Here is a 26,797-nt window from a genome sequence, read left to right on the forward strand (position 1 = left end):
CGGCCAGTCAGGTAACGCGCCTATGCTGGACTGCCCGATCGACGGGGTGCACGGCATGGGGGTGGGACGGGTGCGGATCGAGCGTCACCGGGTTGGCGATGCTGCGGTGAGGAGGGCGACGGAGGACTTCGCCGAGCAGGTCGCGGGTGAGGTGCACCGGATGCAGGACGTCGCCCCGGGTCGGAGTTGGCGAAGAGTGGCGGATTCGTTCCTGGACTACCTCGGTGCGCGGTCGCTCGACAACCCGCAGCTGGCCGGCAAGGACGCCCGGATCGCCTGCGAGTCGGCGGCCGCCGCCGCCGTGGGTGCGCTGGCGTTGAGCGTCGGCCGGGCCGGGCACCCGCACGTGTTCATCGAGTACACCGGCACGGGGGTGCCGTACGGCGGCGGCAGGGCGGCGGAGAAGCCGGACGGGGTGGCCGCGCGCTCCTGGCTGGATCCGTTCTTCCTGGCCTTCGTCGCCAGACTCTCCGATGAGCACCGCCAGTTGTTCGTCGAAGCAGCGCCGACGCTCCAGGGTGCTGAGCGACGGCCCGACGTGGTGCTGCCGCACGCCCTGCTGGCGTACGTCTACGGCGAGTCCGAGCAGGCGGGCGGCCTGTCGGCGGACGCCCGGGTGGCGCTGATCGACGCGCTGCTGGAGGGGCTCGGGGACGGTACGGACTCGCCGGGCCACCGGGCCGCCCTGGTCACACTGCGCGCGGTGGCGGCCGGGGACCGGGAGGGCTTCCAGCGTGCACTGGCCGAGCAGTTGGAGCGGTACCGACAGCGGTACGTGGGCCCGGTGGCCGGCGATCCGGCGCCGCGCACGCTGCTCCCGTTGGACGCGATCGCCCTCGCGGCGATGGCCGAGCGATGGAACGGGTGGCCGGTGGCGATCGAGTCGGACTACCTGCCGGCGGCGCTGGTGGAGGGCTTCCGGTTGCCCGGTCCGCGTGTGCTCGGGTTCGGCCGGCTGAAGCGGTCCGAGGCTGCTCTGGCGGTCGGGCCCGTGGTGGTGGACCGGCCTGCGCATCCGTACGCCGGGCAGGTGATGGTCCACCAGGAAGGCGCGGCGTCGGAGTTGGCGAGGTTCCGGGACCCGGACCAGAAGCCGGTGCACGTGACGCGGGCGCTGACGGAGCTGATGCGCGGGCAGGTGACGGCCTTCCTGGAGCGGTCCGCTCTGGACCCGGACGGGCGGGACCCGCGGCAGTGGGAGACGCTGCGGACCGGTGCCGAGGCGGGCGGGGCGGCGTTCCTGCTCGCGCGCGGTGCGCCCGGCACCGAGCACGAGGTGACCGTGGCCGGTACCACCCGGCTGCTGCCGGCCTGTGCCGGTTCGTACGGACCGGGGGTGGGGCACTGGAAGCAGGCGGTGGCCCTTGCGCTGATCACGGGAGCCCGGCGGCAGTTGGCCGACTGCGTGCTGGTGACCCCTGAATTCTTCACCGTGGGCTGCTACTTCGGCCCGGTCGACGCCTACGGTGCGGCGCTGCACGACTACCTGCGCGGGGTGGACCCGGTGCCTGCGGTGACCAAGGCGTTCACGGTCTGCGCCGAGCACGAACGCGGCCTCTACCTCGCCCCGCCGGTGACCTTGCTGTCGCAGCTGGTGGAGGGCGACCGGGAGGGCTTCGCGCTGGCACTGATCGATGCGCTGGAGGCGCACCGCGAGCACTACACGGTGGGCGAACTGCCCGTCGAACCGGACGCCCTGCTCGACCTGGACATCCTGGCGCTGGCCTGCCACGCCCACCGGATCGGCTGGCGGGTGCCGGTCAGCTCGCCGTACCTGCCGGCGGGACTGCTCGGCCGCGCGGGCTGACCACCGGAACCACCTGGCAGTCCGTCGACGCAGGCAGCCGGGAGGCGAGTACGACGGCGGTCACGATGGCCAGCGCGGCGAAGGCCAGCAGGGCTGGGCCGGTGGCCAGGCCGAGGGTGGTCATGGTGGTCGCGGTGGTGATGCCGAGGGTGGGCCCGAGGTTCATCGCGGTCTGCTGGAGGCCGCCCGCCACCCCCGAGGCGCCCAGGGCAGCGCGGCGCACGATGACGGCGGTCGCCGTGACCATCACGGTGCCGAAGCCCGCCCCCAGCAGCAGGAAGCCGGGCGTGGTGTCGTACCACCCGGAGGACCGGTCGAGGCGGGCGAGCAGCAGGATCCCGAGGCCGATCAGCAGCAGGCCGGAGGTGGTGACCCGACGCGCGCCGTGACGGCGCATCAGGACGGCGGCGGCAGGAGACGCCAGCACCATCAGGACGGCCAGCGGCAGGCCGCGCAGGCCGCTGCTCAGCGGGTCCAGGCCGAGCACGTCCTGTAGGAAGTAGGTGGCGAGGAAGAGCGTCCCGAACATCGCGGCCGAGGCACCGACCAGGACGCCGAGCGCCGGCCCGGCGGCTGCCGGGCCGAGGACGCCGACGGGCAACAGCGGGTCCGGGGTCCGGCGTTCGTGGCGGACGAACAGGGCGGCGGCGGCCGTACCGAGGGCGATGCTCGGCCAGCTGGGGCTGGGCAGCCCGGTTAGGGTGTGCACCAGGCAGGCCAGGGTCAGGGCGAGCAGGACCGCTCCGGGCAGGTCGAGACCGACCTGGCGGGTGGGTTCGGGCAGGCGGACGGCGAGGGCGAGCAGGCCGACCAGCAGGGCGGGCGCGACGCCCAGGAAGAAGACCGCCCGCCAGCCGAGGTGGGTCGTCAGCGCGCCGCCGACCAGAGGTCCGGCGGCGGCCGCCAGGCCGATCGCGCTGGTGCGCAGGGCGATCGGCATACCGAGCCGGTCGGCCGGGTACGCGGCGCGCAGCATGCCGAGGGTGGCGGGGTTGCAGCAGCGCGCCGAACACGCCCTGGACCACCCGCAGACCGATCACCCAGCCGATGCCCGGAGCCAGGCCGATGGCCGCCGAGGTGGCGGCGAAGCCGAGCACCCCGAGAGCGAAGGTCCGGCGGTGGCCGTACCGGTCGCCGAGCCGGCCCGCGAAGACCAGCAGTGCGGCGACCGCGATCAGGTAGCCGGTGCTGGTCCACTGGACCTGGACGAAGGAGGCACCGATGTCGCGCCGCAGGGTGGGTTGGGCGACGGTGAGCACGGTGCCGTCCAGGGCGACCACCATCGCGCCCGTGATGCTCCCGGCCAGGGTCAGTCGCTGTCGGTGGCGGGGGTTCATCGGGTCTCCGGTCCGAGGTGGGCGTCCAGGACGGATCGCAGGACGGGCTCGAAGTCCGAGTTCCCGGATACAAGTTGGAGACTTCCCCAGCGCCGGAGCTGGGCCAGGCCGTGCAGGTTGGCCCAGAGCGCGGCGGCGACCACGGCCGGTTCCGGACGGAGCTGCGCGACCAACCCGACCAGTTGCTCGAACAGCGGCAGGCTGGTCCCGCGCAGGCCGAGCTCGCCGCTCTCCAGCAGGTCGTGGCGGAACTTCGGCCTCTCCGGGGTGGTCGGCTCCTACCCGGCGGTCTGGCTGCTGGTGCTGCTCTCCGGGCTCGGGGTGACGATGTTCCACCCGGCGGCGGGCAAGGCCGCGCGCGAGGTGGCGGGGGAGAGCACCGCCGCGATGAGCGTCTTCGCGGCGGGCGGCAGTGTGGGCTTCTTCCTCGCACCGGTGCTGGCCACGCCCGTCCTGGTGGCGTGGGGTGTCCGGTCGAGCGTGCTGTTCCTTCCGCCCGCGCTGCTGACGGGGTACGTCCTGCTGCGCGTCGGCCGACGGGCCGGGACGGACGGCCGGAGCGCCAACTCCCGTACTGGTGAGGATCGCTGGCTGCCCTTCGGGCTGCTGACGGCGGTGGCCACGGTCCGTTCGGTGGTCTTCTTCGGGGTCAGCACCTTCGCCGGTCTGTACTGGCTGCGCGATCTGGGAGCCTCGCGGGTGGTGGCCGGAGCCGCGCTGGCCTGCTTCCTCGGCGGTGGTCTCACCGGCACCCTGCTCGGCGGCCGGATCGCCGACCGGATCGGCCTGACCCGCACCATCCAGCTCGGTACCGCACTGACCGTCCCGGCGCTGGCGGGGCTCGTCCTGGCCCCCGGCCCTTACGTGCCGCTGCTGTTCGCGGCGCTCACCGGGGCGGCGCTCAACATCCCGTTCGCCGTCCTGGTGAAGCTCGGTCAGGACTACCTGCCCGCCCGACCCGGCACCGCCGCCGGTGTCACCCTCGGTCTGGCCCTGAGCATCGGCGGCCTGTTCGCCCCGCCGCTGGGTCTGCTGGCCGAGGCGCACGGGCCGTACGGGGTGCTGGTGGTGCTCTGCGCGGTGCCGCTGCTCGCCCTGGCGATCGGTCACTTCCTACCCGAGCCGGGGTGACGACATGTCCATCATGACAGGTCAGACGGCCTTTTCGTAGGACCAAGGGCACAGTCGAACACCCTTGTCCGGCCTGCTCGCCGACCCGCAGACTCGCCGTCATGAATCAGCACGGGAACGTCGACCGGGATGCGGTTCTCCGAGCGCAGGTACTGCTGCTCGGAACGGGCATCGGAATTCACCAGGAGATCGCGGCGTACCGGATACTTGCGGAGATCAGTCCCCTGACCTACCTCGCCCGACTGGCCCGCGCGTTGCTGACGCTCGGTCAGGAACAGTTCAGTGGCAAGCACGAGGCACATTTGACCGTCGTACTGGACGCCGCCGGCGCGGTCCGTCGGCTGGCCGCGTCGGAGCCGCACCGGGACCAGCTGCTGATCGACGCGCTGGCCGAGCAGCAGCGGCTGCTGGAGGCCCTGGGCCGGTCGGACGACGCTGCGGTGGCACGGCAGGAGCTGTCCGAGGTCGGCCGACTGGGCTTCGCGGCTGGGCGGCTGGTGAGTCCGACGGGAGATCCGCGCCCCTTCGGCCGACGGGGCGCGGCGGGCCGCTGAGGCGGGGCGCCTCGTGGGCGCCGACCCCAGGGCTGGCCGGAACGGTCACCTTCACTGTGGAAGAGGCCCCGGCCCCGGACATCTGCTCAGCACCGTGAACCGGCCACGGCCCGCATCCCTCCCCGGGTGCGGGCCACCCGGTGCCCCTGATCGGCTTTCGGCCACCACCCTTAGCCGCATAGGGGCCGCCGCCCCCCGGCAGGGGGAGACGCGGTTCGGTCTCGGGGACGAGAGAGGGGAGACCTGGGGCGGACGCGCCCGACCGACGCCGGATGTGAGATTGAGACAGCCGGAAGGGACTCCGGCCGGACTACCGAGGAGAACTGAGTGATGGTCAACGGACGGGCGCGGACAGGCCTTCGGGCGGCGGTGGTGGCCCTCGCCGCCGCGACGGTGGTGGGGGGTGTGGTGGCGCCGGTCGCGGGCGCGGCCGACGCGCCCCCGTCCGCCGGGGCCCGGCAGGAGGCGGCGAGGGCCGCCGACCGGGCTGCGCTCGACCGGGCGCTGGGCGACGTGGTGGACGTCGGCGGGGCCAGCGCCGCGCTGGGCCGGGTGGTGCAGGAGGGCAGGACGGTCTGGCAGGGCGCGGCCGGGAAGGCCGATCTGGACACCGGCGCGGCGGCCAGGGCGGACGGCCGGTTCCGGATCGGCAGCACCACCAAGACCTTCGTCGCCACCGTGGTGCTCCAACTGGTCGGCGAGCGGAAGGTGGAGCTGGACGCGCCGATCGAGCGGTACCTACCGGGCGCGGTGCCCAACGGCGCGAACATCACGGTGCGTCAGATCCTCAACCACACCAGCGGCCTGTACAGCTACACCGGTGACCCGAGGCTCGGCCTGAGCGAGGAGGGCCTGCCGCAGTGGGTCGCAAGTGGCCGCTGGACCACCTACCGGGCGCAGGACCTGCTGGCGATCGCCGACGACCACCAGTCGGAGTTCGCACCCGGCACCGACTGGTCCTACTCCAACACCAACTACATCGTGGCCGGGCTGCTGATCGAGAAGGTCACCGGCCGCAGTTGGGGCACGGAGGTGGAGCATCGGATCATCCGACCGCTGGGCCTGCGGGACACCTCGATGCCGGACACCTCGACCGCCGTCCCGGGGCCGCACGCCAAGGGCTACGCCAGGCTCGGCGACACCCGGTTCGACGTGACCCGGCTGAACCCGTCGATGGCCGGTTCGGCGGGAGCGGGCGTCTCGACCACCGCCGACCTGGCCAGGTTCAACACGGCGCTGCTCGGCGGCCGACTGCTCCGCCCGGCCGAGCTGGCGGAGATGAAGACGCCGTCGCCGCAGGCGGTCCGGCGCGGCGTGGAGTACGGCCTCGGCCTGTGGCGGACCACGCTGCCGTGCGGTGAGTTCTGGGGCCACGACGGTGGCATCCCCGGCTACTCCACGATGCTGATGGGCGATGTGACGGGCCGTCGGCAGATCACCTACTCGGTCAACCCGCTGGACTCCGTGGCGGAGACCGGCCGGACCATCGAGGTGCTGACCGCGACGATGGCCTGCGGCCCGAGCACCCTGAGTGCGTCGAGTGCCCTGGGTGCTCCCAGCATTCCCGGCGCGAGGCTGGGCTGAGCCCGGCACGGGGCGGGTGCGTCCAAGGGGGTGCGCACCCGCCCTGTTGCCGTCAGCAGCTCAGGTTCGAGCCCGCCACCGTGCCGAGGATCTGGACGAAGTTCTGGTACGCGTTGATCCGACTCTGCACCTGGGCCGGGTTGCCGCCGTTGCACTCCAGCGAGCCGTTGATGCTGCGGATCGTCTCGCCGAAGCCGTAGCCGTTGACCATCGCGTTGTGCGGGGTCATGGTGCCGGGGCCGTTCTGGGTGTTCCAGTACCAGAGCGCGGTCTTCCAGGCGATCGCCGCGTCGGTCTGCACCAGGTTGGGGTCGTTCAGCAGGTTGATGCCGAGTGCGTCACCGGCCGCCTTGTAGTTGAAGTTCCAGCTGAGCTGGATCGGGCCGCGCCCGTAGTAGGCGGACTGCCCGGCCGGGCAGCCGTAGGACTGCGAAGTGTCGCAGTAGTGAGGGTAGTTGGCAGTGTTCTGCTCGACCACGTAGACCAGGCCGCCGGTCTCGTGGCTGACGTTGGCGAGGAAGGCGGCTGCCTCCTGCCTGCGGACGGTGTCACTGCCGGTGGCCGCGAACGCCGGGTAGGCGCTGAGTGCGGCGGTCAGCCCGCTGTAGGTGTAGAAGGAGTTCCGGCTCGGGAACATCTGGTTGAACTGGGTTTCGCTGACCGGGAATCCGCCCGGGTTGGCGGTGGCGGTGGGCGTGGGGGTCGAGCCGCCGCAGGTGTACGGGTCCCAGTACCAGGTGCTGATCACCGGGTCGTAGCCCGGGTTGTCGTGCTCGGCGATGTAGTACTTGCCGTCGGTGTACCTGACGACGGCGCCGGTGGTGTAGGTCTGGCCGGCCACCCAGGCGGGGTAGTTGCAGCTGCCGGAGGTCGGGGTCGGGGACGGCGTGCTGCCGCCGCAGGTGCCCTGGTCGGCCCAGACGCCGGAGCTGCCGCCCGGGGTCTCGTTCTGGGTCCACCACTTGGCGGACCAGTTGTGGCCGCCGTACGAGGCGGTGTTGCCGCCCACGTAGACGGCGGAGGAGCTCCAGGTGGTGGCGCAGGCCGCGGCCGAGGCGGCGGCGGGCAGCAGGACGGCCAGGCCGACCGCCACGGCCAGGGCGGAGAGCAGGGACAGGAGTCGTTTTATCGACACTTCGTCACCCCTACGCGTGCGGTGGGGGCCGCACGATCGACTACAGATGCGTCCGGTGGGGGGCCCGCCGGGAAGCGGGGCCGGTACGGGACTGTGTGGGGGGGACTCAACCGCAGTGGTCTACACCTGTCAAGAGGCGCGGACAGGTTCGGGACACACCGGAGCCGTGCTGACGGGCGGTCAGGACCGGCGTCAGCGCCGCTCGGCGGCGAGTTCCTCCAGCGTGGCGACCGCGCGTTCCGCGTCGGCGGCCGCGACGAACAGGTGGTCGTGGTGGAAGCCCGCCACCACGTTGCAGCTGATGCTCTCCACGGCCAGCCGGGTGGCCACCGCCGCCGTGAGACCGACCGCCTCCAGCGCCGAGTGGATCCGCAGCGTGATCCAGGCGGCCACGTACTCGTACGGCAGGCCGAGTGCGTCCGCCTCCTCCTGCGTCACCACCACGGTGGGGCCCTCGGGTTCGGCCACCGTGACGATCGGCTGCAGCCCGACGGGCACCCGGGCCGACAGCGTGCAGTACACGTACCGCCCGGGGTTGAGCACCGGACGCATTCCGCTCAGCAGTTTCCGCAGATCCCTCTCACCGGCCATGACGGCCACGGTAGCCGCTACGGGCGGGTCGGGCCGGGGGTGACACGGTCCGCCAGGGCGGAGGTGTCAGCACGGGTACGGCGTTCCGGCCCGGAGAGCCCGGACCTCCGCCATAGCGGCGGCCTGGTCGGCTAGCTGCTCGTCCTCGGCGGCGGCGATCAGGGCGAGCAGTGCGGTGGGGAGTTGCAGGTTCTCCAGCAGCTCGTAGTGGTACCGCCCGGCGACCGCCCAGGTGGTCAGCAGCTCCACGGGGGCGGCCGGATTCCTCGCCAGCCCCTCCAGGTGCACGCTGTCCAGCTCGGGGTCGGCGGTCCGGGCGAACTCGGCCAGCGCTTCGGACGGCGTGTGCCGGTTGCCCACCGCCGCCCTCAGGTGGTGGACCGGGCCGAGCGCCATCGCGGCCAGCGCCGCCACGTGCTCGCCGCGTGCGTGCAGCTGCCGTACGGCTGCGAGGCAGCTCAGCTCGGCCTCGCCCTCCAGAGTTCGGGCGGCGTGGTCGAGCGCGAAGCCGACAGCCAGGTCGGCGGGCCAGTTGGCCTGGAGCGTCGCGTGGCCCCGGTGGAAGTACGGCGGGTCGGTAGTGTAGAGGGCGCGTAGCGACTCGGGCGCGGTGGCCGGGTGCTCCAGCAGCGACCGGACGATCTGCCGGGCCAGTCGCTCGTCGCCGTCCGCCGTCCGGTCGGCCCGGCCGCCGAAGCCCGTGCGGGCCGCCTCGGCGAGGGCGGCGAGCGCCGCCGGGGGTGCGTACCGGTTCTCCGCGAGGGCGGCCGGCACCAGCAGGTCCGGGTCGGCCGCCAGGGCCACCAGCGCCTCGCCCGGGGTGTACCAGTTGCCGGCCGCTCCGATCCGTACGTCCGGCTCGGGGTCGGCCGCCGAACGGGCCAGGGCGGCCGGGTCGTGGTTGCGCCACATCGTGGCGGCCAGCTCCCGCACGCCCGGGTCCGGATCGTCCACCAGGCGGAGCAGGTGCGGGGCGAGCTCTTCGAACGGGTGCTCCGCCACCGCCGAGCGGCGTACCGACGGGGACGGGTCGACCAGGCCGGCGTCGTCGGGAGAGCCCCCGGAGACCACGGCCCCGTGGACCACCGGGTCCGGACCGGTGGTGAGGGCCCGTAAGTGGTCCGGGTCGGCACCGGGCCGCCGGACCAGCCGAACTCCGGCAGCCGGATCGTGGAGCAGCACGGGCGCCATTCGGCACGGCAGCCGGTCGCGGGCCGCCACCGCCCGGCGGACGCCGTCCGCGCTGTCCGCCGCGAGGGCCCGGACGGTCGGCTCGGGTGTCGCCCGGTGGACGGCGACAGCCCGCCGCACCAGCTCGTCGGGGTGCACCGCCAGCAGCGCCAGCCACTCGGCGCCGGTGGCCGGCTGCGCGGCCAGCGCCCGCAGCACCCCGACCCCCGCCCGGTCCCCGGCCCAGCGCACCGCCAGCTCCTCGGCCAGCGCCGCCGTCAGCCCCGTCCGCCCGGCCACCGCCCGGGCCACCTCAGGCTCCTCGGCGGCGAGTTCACGCAGCCGGGCCACCGTCGTCCCGGCCCGCCGGGCCTCCCGTACCAGCGCTGCCGTCTCCATCCGCACCCCTCCTCGACGGTCCCCCGGGTGACAGCCTGGCACGTGCTGCTGACAGGGCGTCAGGCGGGTGGTCGCGGCAGCGAACGGAAACGCGGCACGGCTGAGGGTGCGTCAGGCGCCGGGGCCGCCGGGTGCCGGGTCGTACTCGTACCGCCAGCGCCAGCGGCCCTTGGGGTCGTACTCCTTGGCCCGGCGGTAGACCAGCGTGGTGGCCGGGGTCCCACCGTGGGCCGGGACCGGTACGCGGTAGGTCTTCGGGACGTTGTTGAACGGGGTCAGCACGATGGGCAGCACCCGCCCGTCCAGGGGGCCGCCGTGGAATTCGGTGTCCGTACTTCTCACGGCCCCACCCTACGGGGGAGGGCCAGGTGGACGCGGTGGGCCCGGGACGTGAAGAAGATCGGGAGCCGGTGTGACCAGCGCAGCACCGCCCCCGGTCGGAACGGCCCCCCCGGCACCCTTATCCTGCTCTGTACGCCCCCGGGGTTTCCCGGGTCGGCGGGCCCTCGTACGGGCCGGGTGGGGTGTGTGCGGTGCGCCTGCCCGCCGAGCCTCAACCCTCGTGTCCGTACCGTGCCCCCCGGGCGTTCGGCCGTCCGGGGACCCCGGCTCCGGCCTTCGGCGAAGCTGCCGGATCAACCGCGCCCCCGGGAAGCAACGGGGCGGGCTCCGGCGTTGCGTCGGATGTTGCGTCGGTCGCTGTGTCACACCAGGCACGGCAGCTACAGCAGGTGCGGAAGGGGCCCGATGGAAGCCAGCAGCAGCAGGTGGACCAGTTGGTGGCAGCGACGAGAGCGCGAGCGTGCCACCGCCGCGACCGGGGTGGACGCGGCGGGTCGACTGGATCTGCTGCTCGGTGCGGTGCGCGCGGGCTTCCCGCTGGCGCCGGCCGCGCACCCGGCGGGTCACCGGTGTTCGTGTGACCGGGTCGGCTGTCCCGCGCCGGCCCAGCACCCCGTCTCGTTCGCCTGGCAGTCCCAGGCCACCGTCGATCCGGAGCAGCTGGCCCGCTGGCTCTCCCGCGATCCGCAGGCCAACTTCATCACCGCCACCGGCCGCGCCCACGACGTGCTGGACGTTCCGGCCGAGGCCGGGCGGCTGGCGCTGGAGCGCCTCGACGCACTCGGCGTGACCGGCCCGGTGGCCGCCGTCGGTGAGGACCGCTACCTCTTCTTCACCGCCACCCGGGGCACCCCGGTGGACGAGGACGAGTGGTGGCCGAGCGTGCTGGACAGCACGCCCGACACCATGTCCGAGCACCCCGGCCTGCGCTGGCACTGCCGCGGCTCGTACACCCTGCTGCCACCGGCCTCGCTGCCGGACGGCTCCGAGGTGCGCTGGCTGCGCGGCCCGGAGCACGCCCTGCCGGACGCGCTCCGGGTGCTCGACGTGCTGACCGACGCCTGCACCGAGGTGGGCGCGGTCGCCGAGGAGCAGTGGCTGATCGGCTGAGTCCGCGGAGACGTTGCTAAGGCAGCGTCAGGATCTCGGCGCCGTCGGCGGTCACCACCAGGGTGTGCTCGAACTGGGCGGTCCGCTTGCGGTCCTTGGTGACGACCGTCCAGCCGTCGGGCCAGATGTCGTAGTCGTACGTGCCCAGGGTGAGCATCGGCTCGATGGTGAAGGTCATCCCGGGCTTGATCACCTCGGTGGCCCGCTCGCTGTCGTAGTGCGGGACGACCAGGCCGGAGTGGAACGAGGTGTTGATCCCGTGGCCGGTGAAGTCGCGGACCACGCCGTAGTCGAACCGCTTGGCGTAGGACTCGATCACCCGGCCGATCACGTTGATCTGGCGGCCGGGCTTGACCGCCTTGATCGCCCGGTCGAGTGACTCCCGGGTGCGCTCGACCAGCAGCCGCGACTCCTCGTCCACGTCGCCGCACAGGTAGGTGGCGTTCAGGTCGCCGTGCACGCCGTGGATGTAGGCGGTGGCGTCGATGTTGACGATGTCGCCGTCCTGGAGGACGGTCGAGTCCGGGATGCCGTGGCAGATGACCTCGTTGATCGAGGTGCACACCGACTTGGGGAAGCCCCGGTAACCGAGGTCGGACGGGTAGGCGTCGTGGTCGCACATGTACTCGTGGGCGACCGCGTCCAGTTCGTCGGTGGTCACGCCAGGGGCGATCAGCTTGGCCGCCTCCGCCATCGCCTGCGCCGCGATCCGCCCGGCGATCCGCATCTTCTCGATGGTCTCCGTGGTCTGCACCTCGGGGCCGGTGTACGGGGTCGGCTTGGGCTTGCCGACGTACTCCGGGCGCGGGATGTGCGCGGGGACCTTGCGGGTGGGTGACTGGATGCCGGGTACGAGAGCCATGGCCGCGAGTCTATCGGCCGGTGTGACAGGGAACCGGCTGTGCGTGCGAGGCCGGGTGCAGGGCATGATCGGTCACAGGACGACAGAGGGAGCAGCTGATGGTTTTCGGCAGGAGCAAGCCGACCGGCAAGCCCGGCGAGTGGTTCTACTGCATCAAGCACGCCAAGGTCGAGGAGGGCCCGGAGTGCCCGGCCAAGGACCGGCTCGGCCCGTACACCACCCGGGAGGAGGCGGGCCGCGCGCTGGAGACCGCCGCCGAGCGCAACCGCGAGTGGCGCGACGACCCGCGCTGGAACGACGGATCCACCGTGGCCGGGCCGGAGGACGAGCTGGAGAGCTGACCGGCCGTCAGGCCGCCGGGGTCGCCTCGCGGACGGCGGCCTCGGCCTCGTGCTGGGCCCGGACCAGCGCGACGTTCTCGTCCGTCCGGTCGTCGTAGCGGAGCAGCCGGGGCACGGCGGCGGCCAGCCCGAGCACGCCGACCACGCAGGCCAGTCCGCCCATCCAGACCGAGCCGCGGACACCGACCACACCGGCCATGCCGCCCGCCCTGACCTGGCCGAGCTGCGGGCCGATCGAGTAGCTGAGCAGCTCCACCCCGGCGAGGCGGCCGCGCAGCTGGTCCGGGATCGACTGGTTCCAGATGGTCGACCTGGCCACCCCGCTGATCTGGTCGGCGCCCCCGGCGGCGGCCAGGCAGAGCAGCACCATCCAGATGTTGCCCACCAGGCCGGCCAGCGTGATCGCCACGCCCCAGCCGAGCGCGGCCAGCACCAGCATCCGGCCGTGCCGGTGGAGCCCCGAGGTCCACCCGCTGGTCGCCGAGACCACCAGCGCACCGGCGGCGGTCGCGCCGTACATCAGGCCGAGCGCCCAGTCGGCGCGCAGGTCGGAGGCCCAGAAGGCGTAGATCGCCACCGGGAAGGCGAACAGCATCGCGCAGGTGTCGATGACGTACGTGCTCAACAGGTCGCGGCGGCCCCAGGCGTACTTGATGCCGGTGACGATCGCGCCCAGCGAGGGCTTCTCGGCGCCGGTGGACGGCGGGACGGCCCGCATCCGGCCGAGCAGCAGCAGCGAGACGGCGAAGGTGAGCACGTCCAGCGCGTACGCGGTCTGCACCCCCGCCACCGCGACGATCACGCCGGCCAGCGCGGGGCCCGCCACCGAGGCGGCGTTGCGGTAGAGCGAGCTGAGCGCGAAGGCGGCGGCCAGCTGGTCGTGCGGGACGATCCGCGGGGTGAGCGAGTCCAGCGCCGGGCGCTGGAGCCCGTCCAGGGCGGCGACCAGCGCGGACACAAGGTAGATCGGCCAGAGCACCGGGGTCGGCAGCAGCGCGTTCACCAGCAGCAGGCCGGAGAGCAGCAGCAGTCCGGCTTCCGAGCAGAGCACCAGCTTGCGCCGGTCCAGCGCGTCGGCGAGCGCGCCGCCCCAGAGGCCGAAGACGATCAGCGGCACGAGTTCGAACGCGCCGATCAGGCCGACCGCGAACGAGGAGTTGGTCAGGTGCTTGATCTGCAGCGGCACCGCGACGTAGGTGAGGAAGCTGCCGAAGGACGAGACGCAGCCCGCGCTCCAGAGCAGCCGGTAGTCCCGGGAGGACCGCCAGGGGGCCATATCGGGACGGAGCCGCTGCCAGCGGGAGGGTTGCGAAGTCACGGGGAGCCATCCTGCGGCGGCCCGCAGGACCGCGGCAACCGAATTACCAGTGCGCGACCGGCGACCCGGTGAGCTGCGCGGCCAGTCGGGCCAGCCGGGAGCCGGGAGCCCCGGTGGCCGAACTGACGAGGTGTTGGACCAGGTCGAACGGTTCCGGCTCGGCGGTGGGCACGGTCAAGCGCTGGTGGGCCAGCCCGGCCAGTTCGGGGTCACCGGTGTCCAGCGTGAGCACGGTGGCCCCGCCGCGCCGGGCGTCCTGCACCCGCTCCAGCAGACCGGCCTCCGACGGGGCGGGCGCCACCAGCAGCACGGTCGCGCCCCGCCGAGCCTCCGTCAGACCGCTTAGTCCGTACGAGAGATGGGCCGGAGCGCCCGGCTCGACCCGGTGGCGCAGCAGGGTGGGGGCCAGCCGTGCGACCCCCGAACGGGCGGCCTCCTCGTCCAGGTGGGCGGCCAGGTGCCAGGGTTCGTACACCTCGGTGCCGACCAGCAGCAGGTCCCGGGCGGTGCGGCGGCCCACCGAGCGGCGCAGCGCTCCGGCGAAGGCCAGCGCGGACTCGGGCCAGCCGGTACCGGCCAGCCGTTCACGTAGTGCTGAAACTCTCACCGCGTCCATGGACCAAGAGGATGGAGCAGGGCGGGCGGCTTTGGCAGGATCTTCGACATGACTACCCACGATTCAGTGACCGCGCCCGCGCTCCCCGACGTCTCCGCCCTCGTGGTCGGTGTCCTCGGCGGCACCGGCGACCAGGGGCGCGGGCTGGCCCTCCGGCTGGCCAAGGCCGGTCAGCAGGTGGTGATCGGCTCCCGGACCGCCGAGCGCGCGGAGGCGGCGGCCGCCGGGATCGGCCTCGGCGTGCGGGGCGCGGACAACGCCGAGTGCGCCCGGCAGAGCGACATCGTGATCGTCGCCGTGCCCTGGGACGGCCACGCCGCCACCCTGTCGGCACTGCGCGAGGAGCTGGCCGGGAAGATCGTGGTCGACTGCGTCAACCCGCTCGGCTTCGACAAGCAGGGCGCCTACGCGCTCAAGCCGGAGGAGGGCAGCGCCGCCCAGCAGGCCGCCGCCCTACTGCCGGACTCCCGGGTGACCGCCGCCTTCCACCACCTCTCGGCGGTGCTGCTCCAGGACGAGTCGATCGAGCGGATCGACACCGACGTCCTGGTACTGGGCGAGGACCGGGAGGCCACCGACCTGGTCCAGGCCCTGGCCGCCCGGATCCCCGGCATGCGGGGCATCTTCGCGGGCCGGCTGCGCAACGCCCACCAGGTCGAGTCCTTGGTCGCCAACCTGATCTCGGTGAACCGCCGCTACAAGGCCCACGCGGGCATCCGGATCACCGACGTCTGACCCCGTCGGGAGCGGTGGGAACGGTCGGCGAGAATGGGAGCCGACCGTTCCCGGCCCTAGGAGCCCGCGCCATGCCCCGCAACGCCCTCTTCGCCCTGATCATCTGTGTGCTCGCGCTGACCGCCGCGGTGGTGTCGCTGGTCCAGGGCCGCTGGCTGGGCCTGATCTGGGTGCTGATGGCCGGCGTCTTCAGCAACATCGCCTGGTACCACCTGCGCCGCGCCCGGCAGGCCGCGGTGGCGCAGCAGCGGGACTAGCTCTGCCAGAACCGGAACAGGTAGCTGCCGAGCTGGCTGAGGGCCGGGTTGGCGCCGAACAGGTCCATCACCGAGTAGACCAGGTCGAAGAACCAGCGGTTCACCTCGGACTGCCAGAGCAGGATGAAGACCGCCATCAGCCCGTACGGGGCGAACGGCTCGACCGCGCGGCGGGTCTTGGGGGAGAGCCACGGTTCGACGATGCCGTAGCCGTCCAGACCGGGGACGGGCAGCAGGTTGAGCAGGGCCGCGCTGATCTGGAGCAGGCCGAGGAAACCGAAGGCGGCAGCCAGCGGGGAGACCGCGAGCTGCCGGCCGTCGATCTCCGCGTGGACCGACGGGTAGTCCAGCCAGCCGGCCCCGATCGGGATCAGCAGGGCGGCCGCGCAGAGCAGGTTCACCAGCGGGCCCGCCGCCGAGATCAGGCTGTGCTTCACCCGGCCGTGGATCCGGTTCCGCTCGATGTAGACCGCGCCGCCGGGCAGGCCGATGCCGCCCAGGATCACGAAGACCACCGGGAGGACGAAGCTCAGCAGGGCGTGGGTGTACTTGAACGGGTTGAGGGTCAGGTACCCCTTCGCCCCGACCGAGATGTCCCCGCCGTGCAGCGCGGTGCGCGCGTGCGCGTACTCGTGCAGGCAGAGCGAGACCACCCAGCCGGAGACCACGAACAGGAAGACGCCGAACCGCGCGCTGCCGTAGCCCGTGGCGACCGCCCAGCCCGCCGTGCCGAGGGTCGCGAGCAGCACCCAGAACACCGGACTGATCCGGCGGTCCTCGCTGCGCGAGCGCTGGGTTTCGGCGAAGGTCATGGCGGGGTGGCTCCGATGCGTGGGGAAGGTCCGACGGTCGATCATGCCGGGTCAGGAGCGGCCCGGACAAGGCGTGACAGGTGAACGGACCGCCGGGGGCCGGGGTTCCGGGCATCGCCGGGCCGCGCGTCACCCAGAATGGGCGGGTGCACTACGGCATCCTCGGAACCACCAGCGCCCACCACGACGACGGCACCCCCGTACCGCTCGGGGGTGCCCGGCTGCGCGCGCTCCTCACCGCACTGGTGCTGCGCCAGGGCCGGCCCGTCCCGGCCGAGCTGCTGGTGGACGAGGTCTGGGGCGCGGAACCGCCGCAGGACTCGGCCGCCGCACTGCAGACCCTGGTCGGCCGGCTGCGCCGCACCGTGGGCCGCGAGCAGGTCGGCTCCGGGCCCGCCGGGTACTGGCTGACCGCCTCGGCCAGCGACCTGAGGGAGTTCCAGCGCCTCGCGGCCGAGGGCCGCCGCGCCGCCGAGCAGGGCGACCACGGCCTGGCCGCCGAGCGGCTGACCGCCGCGCTCGCCCTCTGGCGCGGCCCGGCACTGGCCGACCTGCCGGATCGGGGCGGCTCCGCCACCCGGCTGGAGGCCGAGCGGGACGAGGCCCGCAGGCACCGGATCACCGCCGAGCTCGCGCTCGGCCGGGCCGCCGAGGTGACCGCCGAACTCGCCGAGCTCTGCGAGACCCGCCCGCTGGACGAGCCGCTGGCCGCGCTGCTGATCCGCGCGCTGCGCGACGGCGGCCGCACCGCCGAGGCCCTCCAGCAGTACGAGCGCACCCGGCGTGCGCTGGCCGACCAGCTCGGCACCGACCCCGGCGAACCGCTCCGCGCGCTGCACCGGGACCTGCTGAGCGGCGCCGAGCCGGCGCCGGCGGCCGCCGTACGTCCCCGGACGAACGGCAACCTGCGCCCCCGACTGACCAGCTTCGTCGGCCGGGACGAGGACCTGGCGGCGGTCCGGGCCGCGCTGGCCGGCGGGCGGCTGACCACGCTGACCGGGCCCGGCGGCTCCGGCAAGACCCGGCTCTCGGTCGAGGCCGCGCTGGCCGAACAGGCCGGGCAGGCGGACGGCAGCTGGCCGGACGGCGTCTGGCAGGTCGAGCTGGCCTCACTGGACGACCCGGCTGCCACCCCCGGCGCGGTGCTCTCCGCCCTCGGCCTGCGCGAGACCGTGCTGCACACCGGCGGCGCCGTCGGCGAGGTGGCCCGGGTGCACGACCCGGTCCGCCGACTGGTCGAGCACTGCGCCCAGCGCCGGATGCTGCTGGTGCTGGACAACTGCGAGCACCTGATCCAGGCCGCCGCCGAGCTGACCGACCGGCTGCTCGCCGAGTGCCCCGGCCTGACCGTGCTGGCCACGAGCCGGGAGCCGCTCGGCGTGCCCGGTGAGACGCTGCTGCCGGTCGAACCGCTGCCCGGCGAGGTGGCGCTGCGGCTGCTGGCGGAGCGCGGCGCCGCCGCCAGGCCGGGCTTCGACCCGGCCGAGGACCCGGCCGCCTGCGCCGAGATCTGCCGCCGCCTGGACGGCCTGCCGCTGGCCATCGAGCTGGCCGCCGCCCGGCTGCGCGGCCTGACCCCGCGTCAGCTGGCCGACCGGCTGGACAGCCGGTTCGCCCTGCTGACGGCCGGTTCCCGCACGCTGCTGCCCCGGCAGCAGACCCTCCGCGCGGTGGTGGACTGGAGCTGGGACCTGCTGGGCAAGCGCGAGCGCGCGGTGCTGCGCCGGCTCTCGGTCTTCGCGGGCGGCTGCACCCTGGAGGACGCCGAACAGGTCTGCGCCGACGACGCCGAGGTACCCCGGGAGGAGGTCGCCGACCTGCTGCTCTCGTTGGTGGACAAGTCGCTGTTGGTGGCCGGCCTCGGCGAGCACCCCCGCTACCGGATGCTGGAGACCATCCTGGAGTACGCGGGGGAGCGGCTGGCCGAGGCGGACGAGCCGGAGGTGGCGATGCGTCACGTCCGGCACTACCGCGAGCTGGTGCGCGACGCCGATCTGCGGGTGCACGGCCCCGAGCAGCTGCGGGTGCTGGACGTCCTGGAGCGCGAGCAGGACAACATCAGGGCCGCGCTGCGCCGGGCGATCGACCGGGGCGAGGAGCAGGAGGCCCTGGTCCTGGCGCTCGGTATGAGCTGGTTCTGGCAGCTGAGGGACTACCGGACCGAGGCCAGGGCCTGGTACGAGGAGATCTCCGCGCTCGCCCCGGACGCCTTCGCCGAGGACGCCCGGCCGCCCGTCCCGCTCACCGAGGGGCCGTTGGACCGGCCGCTGCCGATGTCCGAGGCGATGCTCGACGAGGCCCGCCGGCAGGTCCAGCTGTTCCGGATGGTCGCCATCTTCGCCGGCACCATGGAGCAGCTGGGCGACTCCGGCGCGGTGGAGCTGGCCCGGCGGGTGCTGGTCGTCTACACCCCCGAACTCCCGCAGGCGTACCGGTACCCCGGCCTGCTGAGGGTGTTCGCCGCCTTCCTGGCCGGGCAGATGGACAGCCTGAAGGAGCTGCTGGACGGCGCGGTCGAGGGGGCCAGGCGGTACGGCCGGGAGAGCGATCTGGCCTTCGTCCTGCAGATCCGGGCCAGGATGCTGAACGACTGGGTCGGCGGGCTGCCGCAGGCCGTACTGGACAGCAACGAGGCCCTGGAGATCTACAGCAGGACCGGCGACGACTGGGGCCGGTCCGAGGCGCTGGCCGCGCAGGCGGAGGCGATGAGCAACGAGGGCGACGCGCTCGGCGCGGCCGAGACGTACCGTCAGTCGATCGAGCTGGCAGAGCAGTTGGGCGCGCACCATGAGGTGCCGATGCTCAAGGTCCGGCTGGGGGAGGCGCTGCTGCCGACCGAGCCGGAGCGGGGCGAGGCACTCATCCGGGCCGCGCTGGCCGAGGTGGAGCCGGGCAGCCAGTCCTCGGACGGTGCCGAGCTGTTCGGCAACCTGGTGCTCTGCACCGTGCACAGCCGCCGGGGCGAGCACGACCAGGCGCTGGAGCGGCTGGACTACCTGATGGCCCAGCGGCGGATCCTCGGCCCGCTGGTGCCCGAGGTCTTCAGCGGCCTGCTGCTCTGCATCCGCAGCTGGGTGGTGGCCCGGGCCGGCCGGGCCGAGCAGGGGCTCGAGCTGCTCAGGGAAGGGCGCGCGCGGATGCGCGGGGATGACGGCGGCGCGGCCGGGGTGTTCGCCGAGCACATGACGGTGCTGCTGCTGCCCTCGTTCATCGGCACCCTGCTGATCGTCGCCAAGGAGCGGAACGACCTGCGGATCGGCCGCTACTGCGCGGTGCTGATCGGGGCGCACGACAGTCTGCACGGGCCGCGCGGCACCTCGATCGAACGGCACGAACGGCTGGAGGCTCAGGAGGCGGTCCGCGAGCTGCTCGGCGAGGCCGAGTACCAGGCCGGGTACGCCGAGGGCGGCGGCCTGGGACTGACCAGGACCGCCGCCCTGCTGGACGAGGTGGTGACCTTCTGAGCTGCCGTCAGGTCCGCTTGCGGAAGCGGGCCACCGCGAGCGGGGCGGTGACGGCGGTGATGCCCACCGACCAGACCACCACGACCAGCACCGAGTGCGTGAGCGCCCCGCCGTTGATCAGGCTGCGGCAGGCGTCGGCCAGTGCGGAGAGCGGGTTGTATTTGGTGAAGCTCTGCAGCCAGCCCGGCATGGTGTGGGTCGGGGCGAAGATCGAGCTGCCGAACTGGAGCGGCATGATCACCAGCATCGAGACGCCCTGGACGGCCTGCGCGCTGCGCAGCGCCATGCCCAGCAGCATCGAGATCCAGACGATCGACATGCCGAACATCAGGGACAGGCCGACGGCGGCGAGCAGCTGCAGGAAGTCGGTCTTGATGTCGAGGCCGAGCAGCATCGCGAAGCCGATCAGGATGGTGAAGGACACCAGCCCGCGCAGCATCTCGGCGGCGATCTTGGAGAGCAGCACCGCGGACCGGCCGATCGGCAGCGTGCGGAACCGGTCCATCACACCGGTCTGGAAGTCGCTGTTCAGCCCGGTGCCGACGGCCATCGCCAGGTTCAGCCCGGTGGTGCCGAGCAGGCCGGGGACCAGGTACTGGATGTACTCCTGCTGACCGCCGGCCACCGCGCCGCCGAAGACGTAGACGAACAGCACGATGAAGATGATCGGCATCAGCAGGGCGTCGAGCATCGACTCGGGGTCGGCCTTGATCCGCATCAGGTTGCGGCGGGTCAGCGCGCCGATGTGCCGCAGGGTGGCCCGGGGGCCGATCCGGACGTCGTCGGCGGGCAGGGTCGCGGGGCTGAGGGTGGCGGCGCTCATGCCACGGTCTCCTTCTGCAGGGTCGGGACGGTGTCGGTGGGGCCGGACTTGCCGGTGATGGTGAGGAAGACCTCGTCCAGGCTGGGCAGCTTGGTGTCGATCCCGGCGATGCCGAAGCCGCGCGAGCCGAGCACGCCGACCACGGTGGTGAGCTGCTCGTCGTCGGTGAGCTGGACCGAGAGCAGCGAGGTGTCGGCGGAGAAGGTGACCCCGGTCAGGCCGGTCTCCTGGAGGCAGCGGGCCATCTCGGGCAGCTCGGCCGGGTGCACCGGGCGGACCTGGAGGGTGCGGCCGCCGACCTGGGCCTTGAGATCGGCCACCTCCCCGCTGGCGATCACCCGGCCCTTGTCGATCACGGTCAGCTCGTCGGCGAGCTGCTCCGCCTCCTCCATGTACTGGGTGGTGAGCAGCACGGTGGCCCCCTCGGCCACCATCCGCTGCACCTCGTCCCAGACCTCGTTGCGGGTGCGGGGGTCGAGCCCGGTGGTGGGCTCGTCCAGGTAGAGCACCTTGGGGCTGCCGATCATCGAGGCGGCCAGGTCGAGCCGGCGGCGCATGCCGCCGGAGTACGTCCTGGCCGGACGTCCGGCCGCCTCGGTGAGCGAGAAGCGCTCCAGCAGTTCGGTGGCCCTGGCCTTGGCCTGCTTGGCGGACAGGTCCAGCAGCCGGCCGATCAGGTAGAGGTTCTCGTAGCCGGAGAGCAGCTCGTCCACCGAGGCGTACTGGCCGGTCAGCCCGATGGTGCGGCGCAGTTGCTTGGGCTGGCGCAGCACGTCGTAGCCGCCGACGAACGCGGTGCCGGCGTCCGGCTTGATCAGTGTGGAAAGGACCCGGACCAGTGTGGTCTTGCCGGCGCCGTTCGGGCCGAGCACACCGAGCACGGTGCCCTGACGGACGGTCAGGTCGACCCCGTCCAAGGCTTTGGTCTCGCCGTAGTGCTTGACGATGCCTCGTACCTCGACGGCGTTGGTGCCGCTGAGCCCCCGGTCGTTCGGGGCGATGTCGTTTCGGTTCATGTGATCAGCGTGCAGGGGCCCGCTGTCACGGTGCTGTCAGTCCGCTGTCGCCGCTCACAGCCCGCTGTCAGGATCCTTCTCGGGAGTGCGGGCAGCTGTTAAACCTGACGACGCCTCAGATTCATGGGTATAGTGAAATATCACATTGCAGTAGCGCACGGCGTGGGGCCGTTCGCACTGCTCAGAGGGAGGGACTCCAATGTTCCGCAAGCTTCTCGTCGCCGCCGGTGTGGTCGGTCTGGCGCTCGCCGCCACCCCGGCCTCGGCCACCACGACCACCACGGTCACCTGTGGCGCCTCGGGCCTCCAGTCCGGCCTGCAGACCAAGGTGTGTGCCGAGATCACCGGCGACCAGGTGGCGCTGTACGGGCAGATCGCCCTGGCGGGCCCGCCGAGCCCGGGCACGGTGATCCAGCCGCAGGAGCTCACCGTCAACCTGACCGGTCAGATCCTCGGCGGCGCCTCGCTCGGCACCGTCCAGGGCTACCGCACCTTCACCGCCTCCACCATCCAGGTGCGCGGCGTGGGTGGCACGGTGCCGTGCGGTTCGACCGTGCAGGCCTCGTTCTCGGTCGCGTCCTACCCCTGGTACAACACGCCGGTGACGCTGAGCCTGCCGATCGCCTGCTGATGAGCCGTCGTTAGACGCGCAAGGGCGGTACCGGGGCCCCGGTACCGCCCTTCCGTGCTGCTGCGGCTACTTGAAGGTGTGCTCCGGCGCCGGGAAGGTGCCCGCGCCGACCTCGGCCGCGAACTCCCGGGCGGCGTCGCCCAGCACTGCCCGCAGGTTGGCGTACTGCTTGACGAACTTCGGCACCCGGCCCGCCGTCATACCGGCCATGTCGGTCCACACCAGCACCTGGGCGTCGGTGCCCGCCCCGGCACCGATGCCGACGGTCGGGATCGCCAGCTGCTCGGTGACCTGGGCGGCCAGCTCGGCCGGTACGGCCTCCAGCACGACCGCGAAGGCACCCGCCTGCTGGACCGCCTTGGCGTCCCGGAGCAGCCGGTGCGCCGCCTCGTCACCGCGCCCCTGCACCGGGTACCCGCCGAAGGCGTGCACCGACTGCGGGGTCAGCCCGATGTGGGCCATCACCGGGATGCCGGCCTCGGCCAGCAGCTCGATCGAGCGGGCGCTGCGCTCGCCGCCCTCCAGCTTGACCGCGCCGACCCCCGCCTCCTTCATCAGGCGGGCCGCATTGTGCATGGCCTGGGAGGACGACTCCTGGTACGAGCCGAACGGCATGTCGCCGACCACCAGCGCGCGCCTGGTGCCGCGGACCACGGCGGCCGAGAGCATCACCATCTGATCCATCGTCACCGGGACGGTGGTCTCGTAGCCCAGGTGGCAGTTGCCGGCCGAGTCGCCGACCAGCAGCACGGGGATGCCGGCCTCGTCGAAGACGCTTGCGGTGAGCGCGTCGTAGGCGGTGAGCATCGCCCACTTCTCACCGCGCTGCTTGGCGGCGGCGATGTCGCGGACGGTCACCCGGCGGTTGGTGATCCCGCCGTAGAGGGTCTGGCCCTCCTTGGTGCCGGGCTGGCCCTGGGCAGGCTGAAGCGGAGAAGCGTTCATCGAACAGGCTCCTGAAGGTTGTCGTCTCGTGGCGCCGTACGGCGTCCCCGGATCTGCTCCCATGCTTGCACGCCGACCCCGCTTGGCAAAGGGCGGGCGCGTCCCGGGTTCTTTGCCGAGAATTTACGATACGGTCCCGTCTCGTATCGTAAAGGCCGCTACGCTGATTCCGAGACGCTTCCGACTCGTAAAACCCGCTCTCTGGGGGAGACCCACACCATGACCACCGCCGCACCGCCCCGGATCCCCGAGGCCGTCCACCGCCGCCGCTGGGCGATCCTGGGCACGCTGGTGCTCGCACTGCTCGTCGTCGTCCTCGACAACTCGATCCTCAACGTCGCGATGAAGACCATCGCCTCGCCCGCGCCCGTCGGGCTCGGGGCCAGCCAGAGCGATCTGGAATGGTCCATCAACTCGTACACCCTGGTCTTCGCCGGTCTGCTGTTCACGGCGGGCCTGCTCGGCGACCGGCTCGGCCGGAAGTGGTCGCTGCTCGGCGGCATGGTGGTCTTCGGCCTCGGCTCGCTGCTCTCCGCCATGGCCAACTCGCCCGGTGAACTCATCAGCTACCGCGCGGTGATGGGCCTCGGCGGTGCCTTCGTGATGCCCGCCACGCTGGCCATCATCATGAACGTCTTCGAGCGGCACGAGCAGCCCAAGGCGATCGGCATCTGGGCCGGCGCGGTCGGTCTGGCCATCGCGATCGGCCCGATCACCGGCGGTCTGCTGATCGAGCACTTCTGGTGGGGCTCGGTCTTCCTGGTGAACGTCCCGATCGTGGTGCTCGCCCTGGTCGCGATGGCCCTGCTGGTGCCCAACTCCAAGGACCCGAACCCGGGCCGGCTCGACCCGGTCGGCGTGCTGCTCTCGATCGTCGGCCTGGTCGCGCTGATCTACGGCATCATCAAGGGCGGCGAGCTGGCCGACTTCACCGCTCCGGCGGCCTGGGTGCCGACCATCGGCGGTCTGTTGGTGCTGGCCGGCTTCGTGATGTGGGAGAAGCACACCGACCACCCGGCGATGAACGTCGGCTGGTTCCGCAACAAGGTCTTCAGCGCCTCCGTCACGGTGATCGGCCTGGTCTTCTTCGCGCTGATGGGCGTCTCCTTCTTCGGCGTCTTCTACATCCAGAGCGTGCGCGGTTACAGCGCCCTGCAGGCCGGCGTGCTGATGCTGCCGCTGGCCGTCGCCCAGCTGATGTTCGCCCCGCGCGCCCGGCTGGTGGTGGACCGCTTCGGCGTCCGGGCCACCTGTGCGGCCGGCATGGCCCTGATCGCGGTGGCCTTCCTCGGCTACCTGTTGCTCGGCCAGACCACCCCGATCTGGGTGCTCGTGGTGCTCGGCTTCCTGATGGGCGCCGGCATGGCGCACGTGATGCCGCCGGTCACGGTGGCCATCATGGGCTCGCTGCCGCGGGAGAAGGCGGGCGCGGGCTCCGCGCTCAACAACACCTTCCGCCAGGTCGGCGGCTCGCTCGGGGTGGCCGTGCTCGGCGCGGTGCTCTCCACCGTCTACCGGGACGGCGTCTCCGACTCGCTCGGCCAGCTGCCGCCCGCCCTGCGGGACAAGGCCGGCGAGTCGCTGGAGGCCACCCTGGCGATCGCCGGGCGGACGGGCAACACCGCCCTGGTGGGCCAGGCCGAGGACTCCTTCATCCACGCCATGCACGTGGTCGCCGGGCTCTCCGCCGGGGTGACCGCGGTGGGTGTGCTGCTGGCCTGGTTCCTGCTCCCCGGCCTGGTCGCCGCTCCGCAGGCGGCCCAGGACCCGTCGGCCGGACCGGCCGAGTCGGCCGCGCCGACGGCGGAACCGGCCGAGCGGATCCCCGGCCAGGTCCCCGGCCAGGTCCCCGGCCAGGCCGCTGACCAGGCCGAGCGGGTCTGAGCGGTCGTCATGGTTGATCAAGGTGGCGGCCGGGGCGGGCAGAATGGCCCCATGCAGACCGAGACCACCAAGCCCGTCCCCGGCGGGGAGCACTGCGCTCCCCGCCGGGGGCGGCCGCGCAGCGAGGCGGCCGAGCAGGCGATCGTGGCCTCCGTCGAGGCACTCATGGAGGCGGGTACCGGACTGGCGGAGCTCTCCATCGAACGGATCGCCGCCGCGGCGGGCGTCGGCAAGGCCACCATCTACCGGCGCTGGCCCAACAAGGAGGCCCTGCTGGTCGACGTGGTGGCCCGGCTGGAGGAGCAGCCGGAGCCGGTGCTCACCGGCGCCGGCGTCCGGGAGAGCCTGATCGCGATGGTGGACGACATCCGCCGCCGGGGCCTGGCCAAACGTTCGAGCTGGGCGCTCAAGGCCGCGATCGGCCAGCTCGACACCTGGCCCGAGCTGCGCCAGCTGTACAAGGAGCGGATCATCAAGCCGCGCCGCGAGCTGGCCCGGGAGATCATCCGGCGCGGGGTCGCGGAGGGCGTGCTCCGGGACGACATCGACGTCGAGCTGCTCACCGAGATGGTGATCGGTCCGATCCTGGTCCGCGCCGTGCTCTGGGGAGAGGGCCCGCTGGACGACGAGGGGCTGGCTGAGCAGATGGTCGACGCCGTCCTGGCGGGGGCGGGCGTGCGGCCGTCCGGTACGGGTGGTGCCGAGGTACGGCCCTCCGGTGCGGGCGCCGCTGACGTGCCGCCGTCCGGTGGCGAATCTCACTGACCGGCGCGCCCCGCAACCCGGCGCGACTCCACCGGCGTCTGTCCCGTCATAGGCTGAGCCGAGGATCCGACTAAATCGGTGGGCAGCCCCGACCAGGCGGAACGGCACGGAGGATCGGTTCATGGCACAGACGGACGAGGCAGCGGCACCGGCCGAAGGTGCGCAGCCCGCGGCCCGTCGGTTCTGGCGGACCGACGGCTGGCGGTCCGGCACCTGGCGCAGGGGCTGGATCCTGGCCGTGCTGTCCGCCCTGACAGCCGGTCTGCTGGCCTTCCACTCCACGGTGCCCAACGCCGTCGGCAACCTCGGCAGCCTGCTGGAGACCTTCCTGCCCTGGCTCGGCCTGGCCGTCCCGGTGCTGCTGGTGCTCGCACTGCTGCGCCGCTCGGCCCTCGCGCTGGTCGCCGTCCTGCTGCCCGCCGTGCTCTGGCTCAACCTGTTCGGCGGCCTGCTGACCGACAAGAGCAGCGGCAAGGGCGACTTCACGGTGCTCACCCACAACGTCGCCGCGGCGAACTCCGACCCGGCCGGCACGGTGCGGATGCTGAACGCCTCCGGCGCGCAGGTCATCGCCCTGGAGGAGCTCGCCTCGAACGCCGTCACCACCTACAGCAGGGGTCTGGCGGCCGGCTACCCGTACCACGTGGTGGAGGGCACGGTCGGGCTCTGGTCCAAGTACCCGATCAGCGACACCCGGGTGGTGGACATCAGGATCGGCTGGACCCGGGCGTTCCGGGCCACCGTGACGACCGGTCAGGGACCGCTCGCCGTCTACGTCGCGCACCTGCCCTCGGTGCGGGTCAACTTCGACGGCGGCTTCACGGCCGGGCAGCGCGACCTCAGTGCGCAGGCGCTCGGCGACGCGATCGAGGCCGAGCCGTTGAAGAAGGTGCTGCTGCTCGGCGACCTCAACGGCACCATGAACGACCGCTCGCTCGCCCCCGTCACCTCGCAGATGCGCTCCGCCCAAGGCGCCGCCGGGGACGGCTTCGGCTTCAGCTGGCCGGCCGCCTTCCCGATGGCCCGGATCGACCAGATCCTCAGCAAGGGCGGTCTCAAGCCGACCGACTCCCGGGTGCTGCCCTCCGACGGCAGCGACCACCTCGCGGTCGCCGCCGACTTCCGGTACTGAGCGGACGTACCGACCGAACGTACCGAGTGGGCGTAC

At 72.7% G+C, this 26,797-nt stretch carries 24 protein-coding genes and 2 pseudogenes; 13 read left to right on the plus strand and 13 right to left on the minus strand.

The features are described 5' to 3' along the window. The first annotated feature begins 106 nt into the window (after window positions 1-106). Window positions 107-1,807, plus strand: a complete 1,701-nt coding sequence (locus tag ACKUU6_RS23435) for an immunity 49 family protein (RefSeq protein ID WP_407990527.1) — start codon at window positions 107-109, stop codon at window positions 1,805-1,807. Here ACKUU6_RS23435 and ACKUU6_RS23440 read toward each other — a convergent pair. Further along, window positions 1,761-3,144 (minus strand): annotated as a pseudogene (locus tag ACKUU6_RS23440) (MFS transporter). The gene ACKUU6_RS23435 and the pseudogene ACKUU6_RS23440 sit on opposite strands and share 47 nt — an antisense overlap. Then, window positions 3,141-3,395: pseudogene (locus tag ACKUU6_RS23445) on the minus strand (TetR/AcrR family transcriptional regulator); the annotation flags it as partial. The pseudogenes ACKUU6_RS23445 and ACKUU6_RS23440, both read right to left, overlap by 4 nt. Before the next feature lie 16 nt (window positions 3,396-3,411). Between ACKUU6_RS23445 and ACKUU6_RS23450 the strand changes: the two are divergent. From ACKUU6_RS23450 to ACKUU6_RS23460, 3 genes are all read left to right on the plus strand, one after another. Beyond that, entirely contained in the window at window positions 3,412-4,275 is an 864-nt protein-coding gene (locus tag ACKUU6_RS23450) for an MFS transporter (RefSeq protein ID WP_407992209.1), read from the plus strand. 101 nt (window positions 4,276-4,376) lie between these two features. After that, window positions 4,377-4,829, plus strand: coding sequence for a hypothetical protein (locus ACKUU6_RS23455; protein WP_407990528.1), 453 nt, complete (start codon window positions 4,377-4,379; stop codon window positions 4,827-4,829). A gap of 330 nt (window positions 4,830-5,159) precedes the next feature. Further along, a complete protein-coding gene (locus ACKUU6_RS23460) occupies window positions 5,160-6,413 on the plus strand; it encodes a serine hydrolase domain-containing protein (RefSeq protein ID WP_407990529.1) in 1,254 nt (417 codons plus the stop codon). Between the two features lie 52 nt (window positions 6,414-6,465). Here ACKUU6_RS23460 and ACKUU6_RS23465 read toward each other — a convergent pair whose 3' ends face one another. The 4 genes from ACKUU6_RS23465 to ACKUU6_RS23480 all read right to left on the minus strand — a co-directional run bounded on the left by ACKUU6_RS23465 (window position 6,466) and on the right by ACKUU6_RS23480 (window position 10,050). Beyond that, window positions 6,466-7,548 carry a glycoside hydrolase family 19 protein gene (locus ACKUU6_RS23465; protein WP_407990530.1) on the minus strand — a complete coding sequence of 361 codons (1,083 nt, stop codon included), beginning with the start codon at window positions 7,546-7,548 and terminating at the stop codon, window positions 6,466-6,468. A gap of 192 nt (window positions 7,549-7,740) precedes the next feature. After that, complete coding sequence (locus tag ACKUU6_RS23470) at window positions 7,741-8,139, minus strand: ACT domain-containing protein (protein WP_407990531.1); 399 nt, start codon at window positions 8,137-8,139, stop codon at window positions 7,741-7,743. A 66-nt stretch (window positions 8,140-8,205) separates the two neighbouring features. Further along, window positions 8,206-9,708: a hypothetical protein gene (locus ACKUU6_RS23475; protein ID WP_407990532.1), complete on the minus strand. Its 1,503-nt coding sequence runs from the start codon at window positions 9,706-9,708 to the stop codon at window positions 8,206-8,208. A 111-nt stretch (window positions 9,709-9,819) separates the two neighbouring features. Beyond that, window positions 9,820-10,050: a hypothetical protein gene (locus ACKUU6_RS23480; protein WP_407990533.1), complete on the minus strand. Its 231-nt coding sequence runs from the start codon at window positions 10,048-10,050 to the stop codon at window positions 9,820-9,822. Between the two features lie 405 nt (window positions 10,051-10,455). Here ACKUU6_RS23480 and ACKUU6_RS23485 point away from each other — a divergent pair, with 405 nt between their 5' ends. Then, the gene (locus ACKUU6_RS23485; RefSeq protein WP_407990534.1) at window positions 10,456-11,160 is read left to right on the plus strand and encodes a bifunctional DNA primase/polymerase; all 705 of its coding nucleotides are present in this window, start codon (window positions 10,456-10,458) and stop codon (window positions 11,158-11,160) included. 16 nt (window positions 11,161-11,176) lie between these two features. Here the strand turns inward: ACKUU6_RS23485 and map are convergent, their stop codons facing one another. Beyond that, on the minus strand, window positions 11,177-12,022 hold the full coding sequence (gene map, locus ACKUU6_RS23490; RefSeq protein WP_407990535.1) for a type I methionyl aminopeptidase: 846 nt from the start codon (window positions 12,020-12,022) through the stop codon (window positions 11,177-11,179). Between the two features lie 98 nt (window positions 12,023-12,120). Here map and ACKUU6_RS23495 point away from each other — a divergent pair, with 98 nt between their 5' ends. After that, on the plus strand, window positions 12,121-12,363 hold the full coding sequence (locus tag ACKUU6_RS23495) for a hypothetical protein (protein WP_407990536.1): 243 nt from the start codon (window positions 12,121-12,123) through the stop codon (window positions 12,361-12,363). A 7-nt stretch (window positions 12,364-12,370) separates the two neighbouring features. Here ACKUU6_RS23495 and ACKUU6_RS23500 read toward each other — a convergent pair whose 3' ends face one another. After that, window positions 12,371-13,639: an MFS transporter gene (locus ACKUU6_RS23500; RefSeq protein ID WP_407992210.1), complete on the minus strand. Its 1,269-nt coding sequence runs from the start codon at window positions 13,637-13,639 to the stop codon at window positions 12,371-12,373. An 85-nt stretch (window positions 13,640-13,724) separates the two neighbouring features. Continuing rightward, entirely contained in the window at window positions 13,725-14,297 is a 573-nt protein-coding gene (locus tag ACKUU6_RS23505) for a hypothetical protein (RefSeq protein WP_407990537.1), read from the minus strand. Between the two features lie 48 nt (window positions 14,298-14,345). Between ACKUU6_RS23505 and npdG the strand changes: the two genes are divergently transcribed. After that, window positions 14,346-15,032 (plus strand): NADPH-dependent F420 reductase, encoded by a 687-nt coding sequence (npdG, locus tag ACKUU6_RS23510; RefSeq protein WP_407990538.1) that lies wholly within the window; start codon window positions 14,346-14,348, stop codon window positions 15,030-15,032. A gap of 71 nt (window positions 15,033-15,103) precedes the next feature. Next, on the plus strand, window positions 15,104-15,289 hold the full coding sequence (locus ACKUU6_RS23515) for a hypothetical protein (RefSeq protein WP_407990539.1): 186 nt from the start codon (window positions 15,104-15,106) through the stop codon (window positions 15,287-15,289). On the opposite strand, the gene ACKUU6_RS23520 is transcribed toward ACKUU6_RS23515, so the two are convergent. Then, entirely contained in the window at window positions 15,286-16,101 is an 816-nt protein-coding gene (locus ACKUU6_RS23520) for a site-2 protease family protein (protein ID WP_407990540.1), read from the minus strand. The genes ACKUU6_RS23515 and ACKUU6_RS23520 overlap by 4 nt on opposite strands. Window positions 16,102-16,247: 146 nt before the next feature. On the opposite strand from ACKUU6_RS23520, the gene ACKUU6_RS23525 reads away from it, so the two are divergent. Beyond that, entirely contained in the window at window positions 16,248-19,565 is a 3,318-nt protein-coding gene (locus ACKUU6_RS23525; protein WP_407990541.1) for a BTAD domain-containing putative transcriptional regulator, read from the plus strand. Window positions 19,566-19,572: 7 nt separating this feature from the next. Here the strand turns inward: ACKUU6_RS23525 and ACKUU6_RS23530 are convergent, their stop codons facing one another. Together ACKUU6_RS23530 and ACKUU6_RS23535 are read right to left on the minus strand one after the other, a co-directional pair. Then, a complete protein-coding gene (locus tag ACKUU6_RS23530) occupies window positions 19,573-20,388 on the minus strand; it encodes an ABC transporter permease (RefSeq protein WP_407990542.1) in 816 nt (271 codons plus the stop codon). Continuing rightward, window positions 20,385-21,404, minus strand: a complete 1,020-nt coding sequence (locus ACKUU6_RS23535; protein ID WP_407990543.1) for an ATP-binding cassette domain-containing protein — start codon at window positions 21,402-21,404, stop codon at window positions 20,385-20,387. The genes ACKUU6_RS23530 and ACKUU6_RS23535 overlap by 4 nt, the downstream gene beginning before the upstream one ends. 199 nt (window positions 21,405-21,603) lie before the next feature. Here ACKUU6_RS23535 and ACKUU6_RS23540 point away from each other — a divergent pair, with 199 nt between their 5' ends. Beyond that, window positions 21,604-22,035 (plus strand): hypothetical protein, encoded by a 432-nt coding sequence (locus tag ACKUU6_RS23540; protein ID WP_407990544.1) that lies wholly within the window; start codon window positions 21,604-21,606, stop codon window positions 22,033-22,035. 66 nt (window positions 22,036-22,101) lie between these two features. On the opposite strand, the gene panB is transcribed toward ACKUU6_RS23540, so the two are convergent. After that, complete coding sequence (gene panB, locus ACKUU6_RS23545; protein WP_407990545.1) at window positions 22,102-22,980, minus strand: 3-methyl-2-oxobutanoate hydroxymethyltransferase; 879 nt, start codon at window positions 22,978-22,980, stop codon at window positions 22,102-22,104. A gap of 219 nt (window positions 22,981-23,199) precedes the next feature. Here panB and ACKUU6_RS23550 point away from each other — a divergent pair, with 219 nt between their 5' ends. From ACKUU6_RS23550 to ACKUU6_RS23560, 3 genes are all read left to right on the plus strand, one after another. Continuing rightward, complete coding sequence (locus tag ACKUU6_RS23550) at window positions 23,200-24,864, plus strand: MFS transporter (protein WP_407990546.1); 1,665 nt, start codon at window positions 23,200-23,202, stop codon at window positions 24,862-24,864. A gap of 51 nt (window positions 24,865-24,915) precedes the next feature. Then, window positions 24,916-25,629 (plus strand): TetR/AcrR family transcriptional regulator, encoded by a 714-nt coding sequence (locus ACKUU6_RS23555; protein ID WP_407990547.1) that lies wholly within the window; start codon window positions 24,916-24,918, stop codon window positions 25,627-25,629. Window positions 25,630-25,750: 121 nt separating this feature from the next. Next, window positions 25,751-26,761, plus strand: a complete 1,011-nt coding sequence (locus tag ACKUU6_RS23560) for an endonuclease/exonuclease/phosphatase family protein (protein ID WP_407990548.1) — start codon at window positions 25,751-25,753, stop codon at window positions 26,759-26,761. Window positions 26,762-26,797: the final 36 nt, after the last annotated feature.

This window comes from Kitasatospora sp. CMC57 (assembly GCF_045866025.2).
In the GTDB taxonomy this organism is placed as follows: domain Bacteria; phylum Actinomycetota; class Actinomycetes; order Streptomycetales; family Streptomycetaceae; genus Kitasatospora.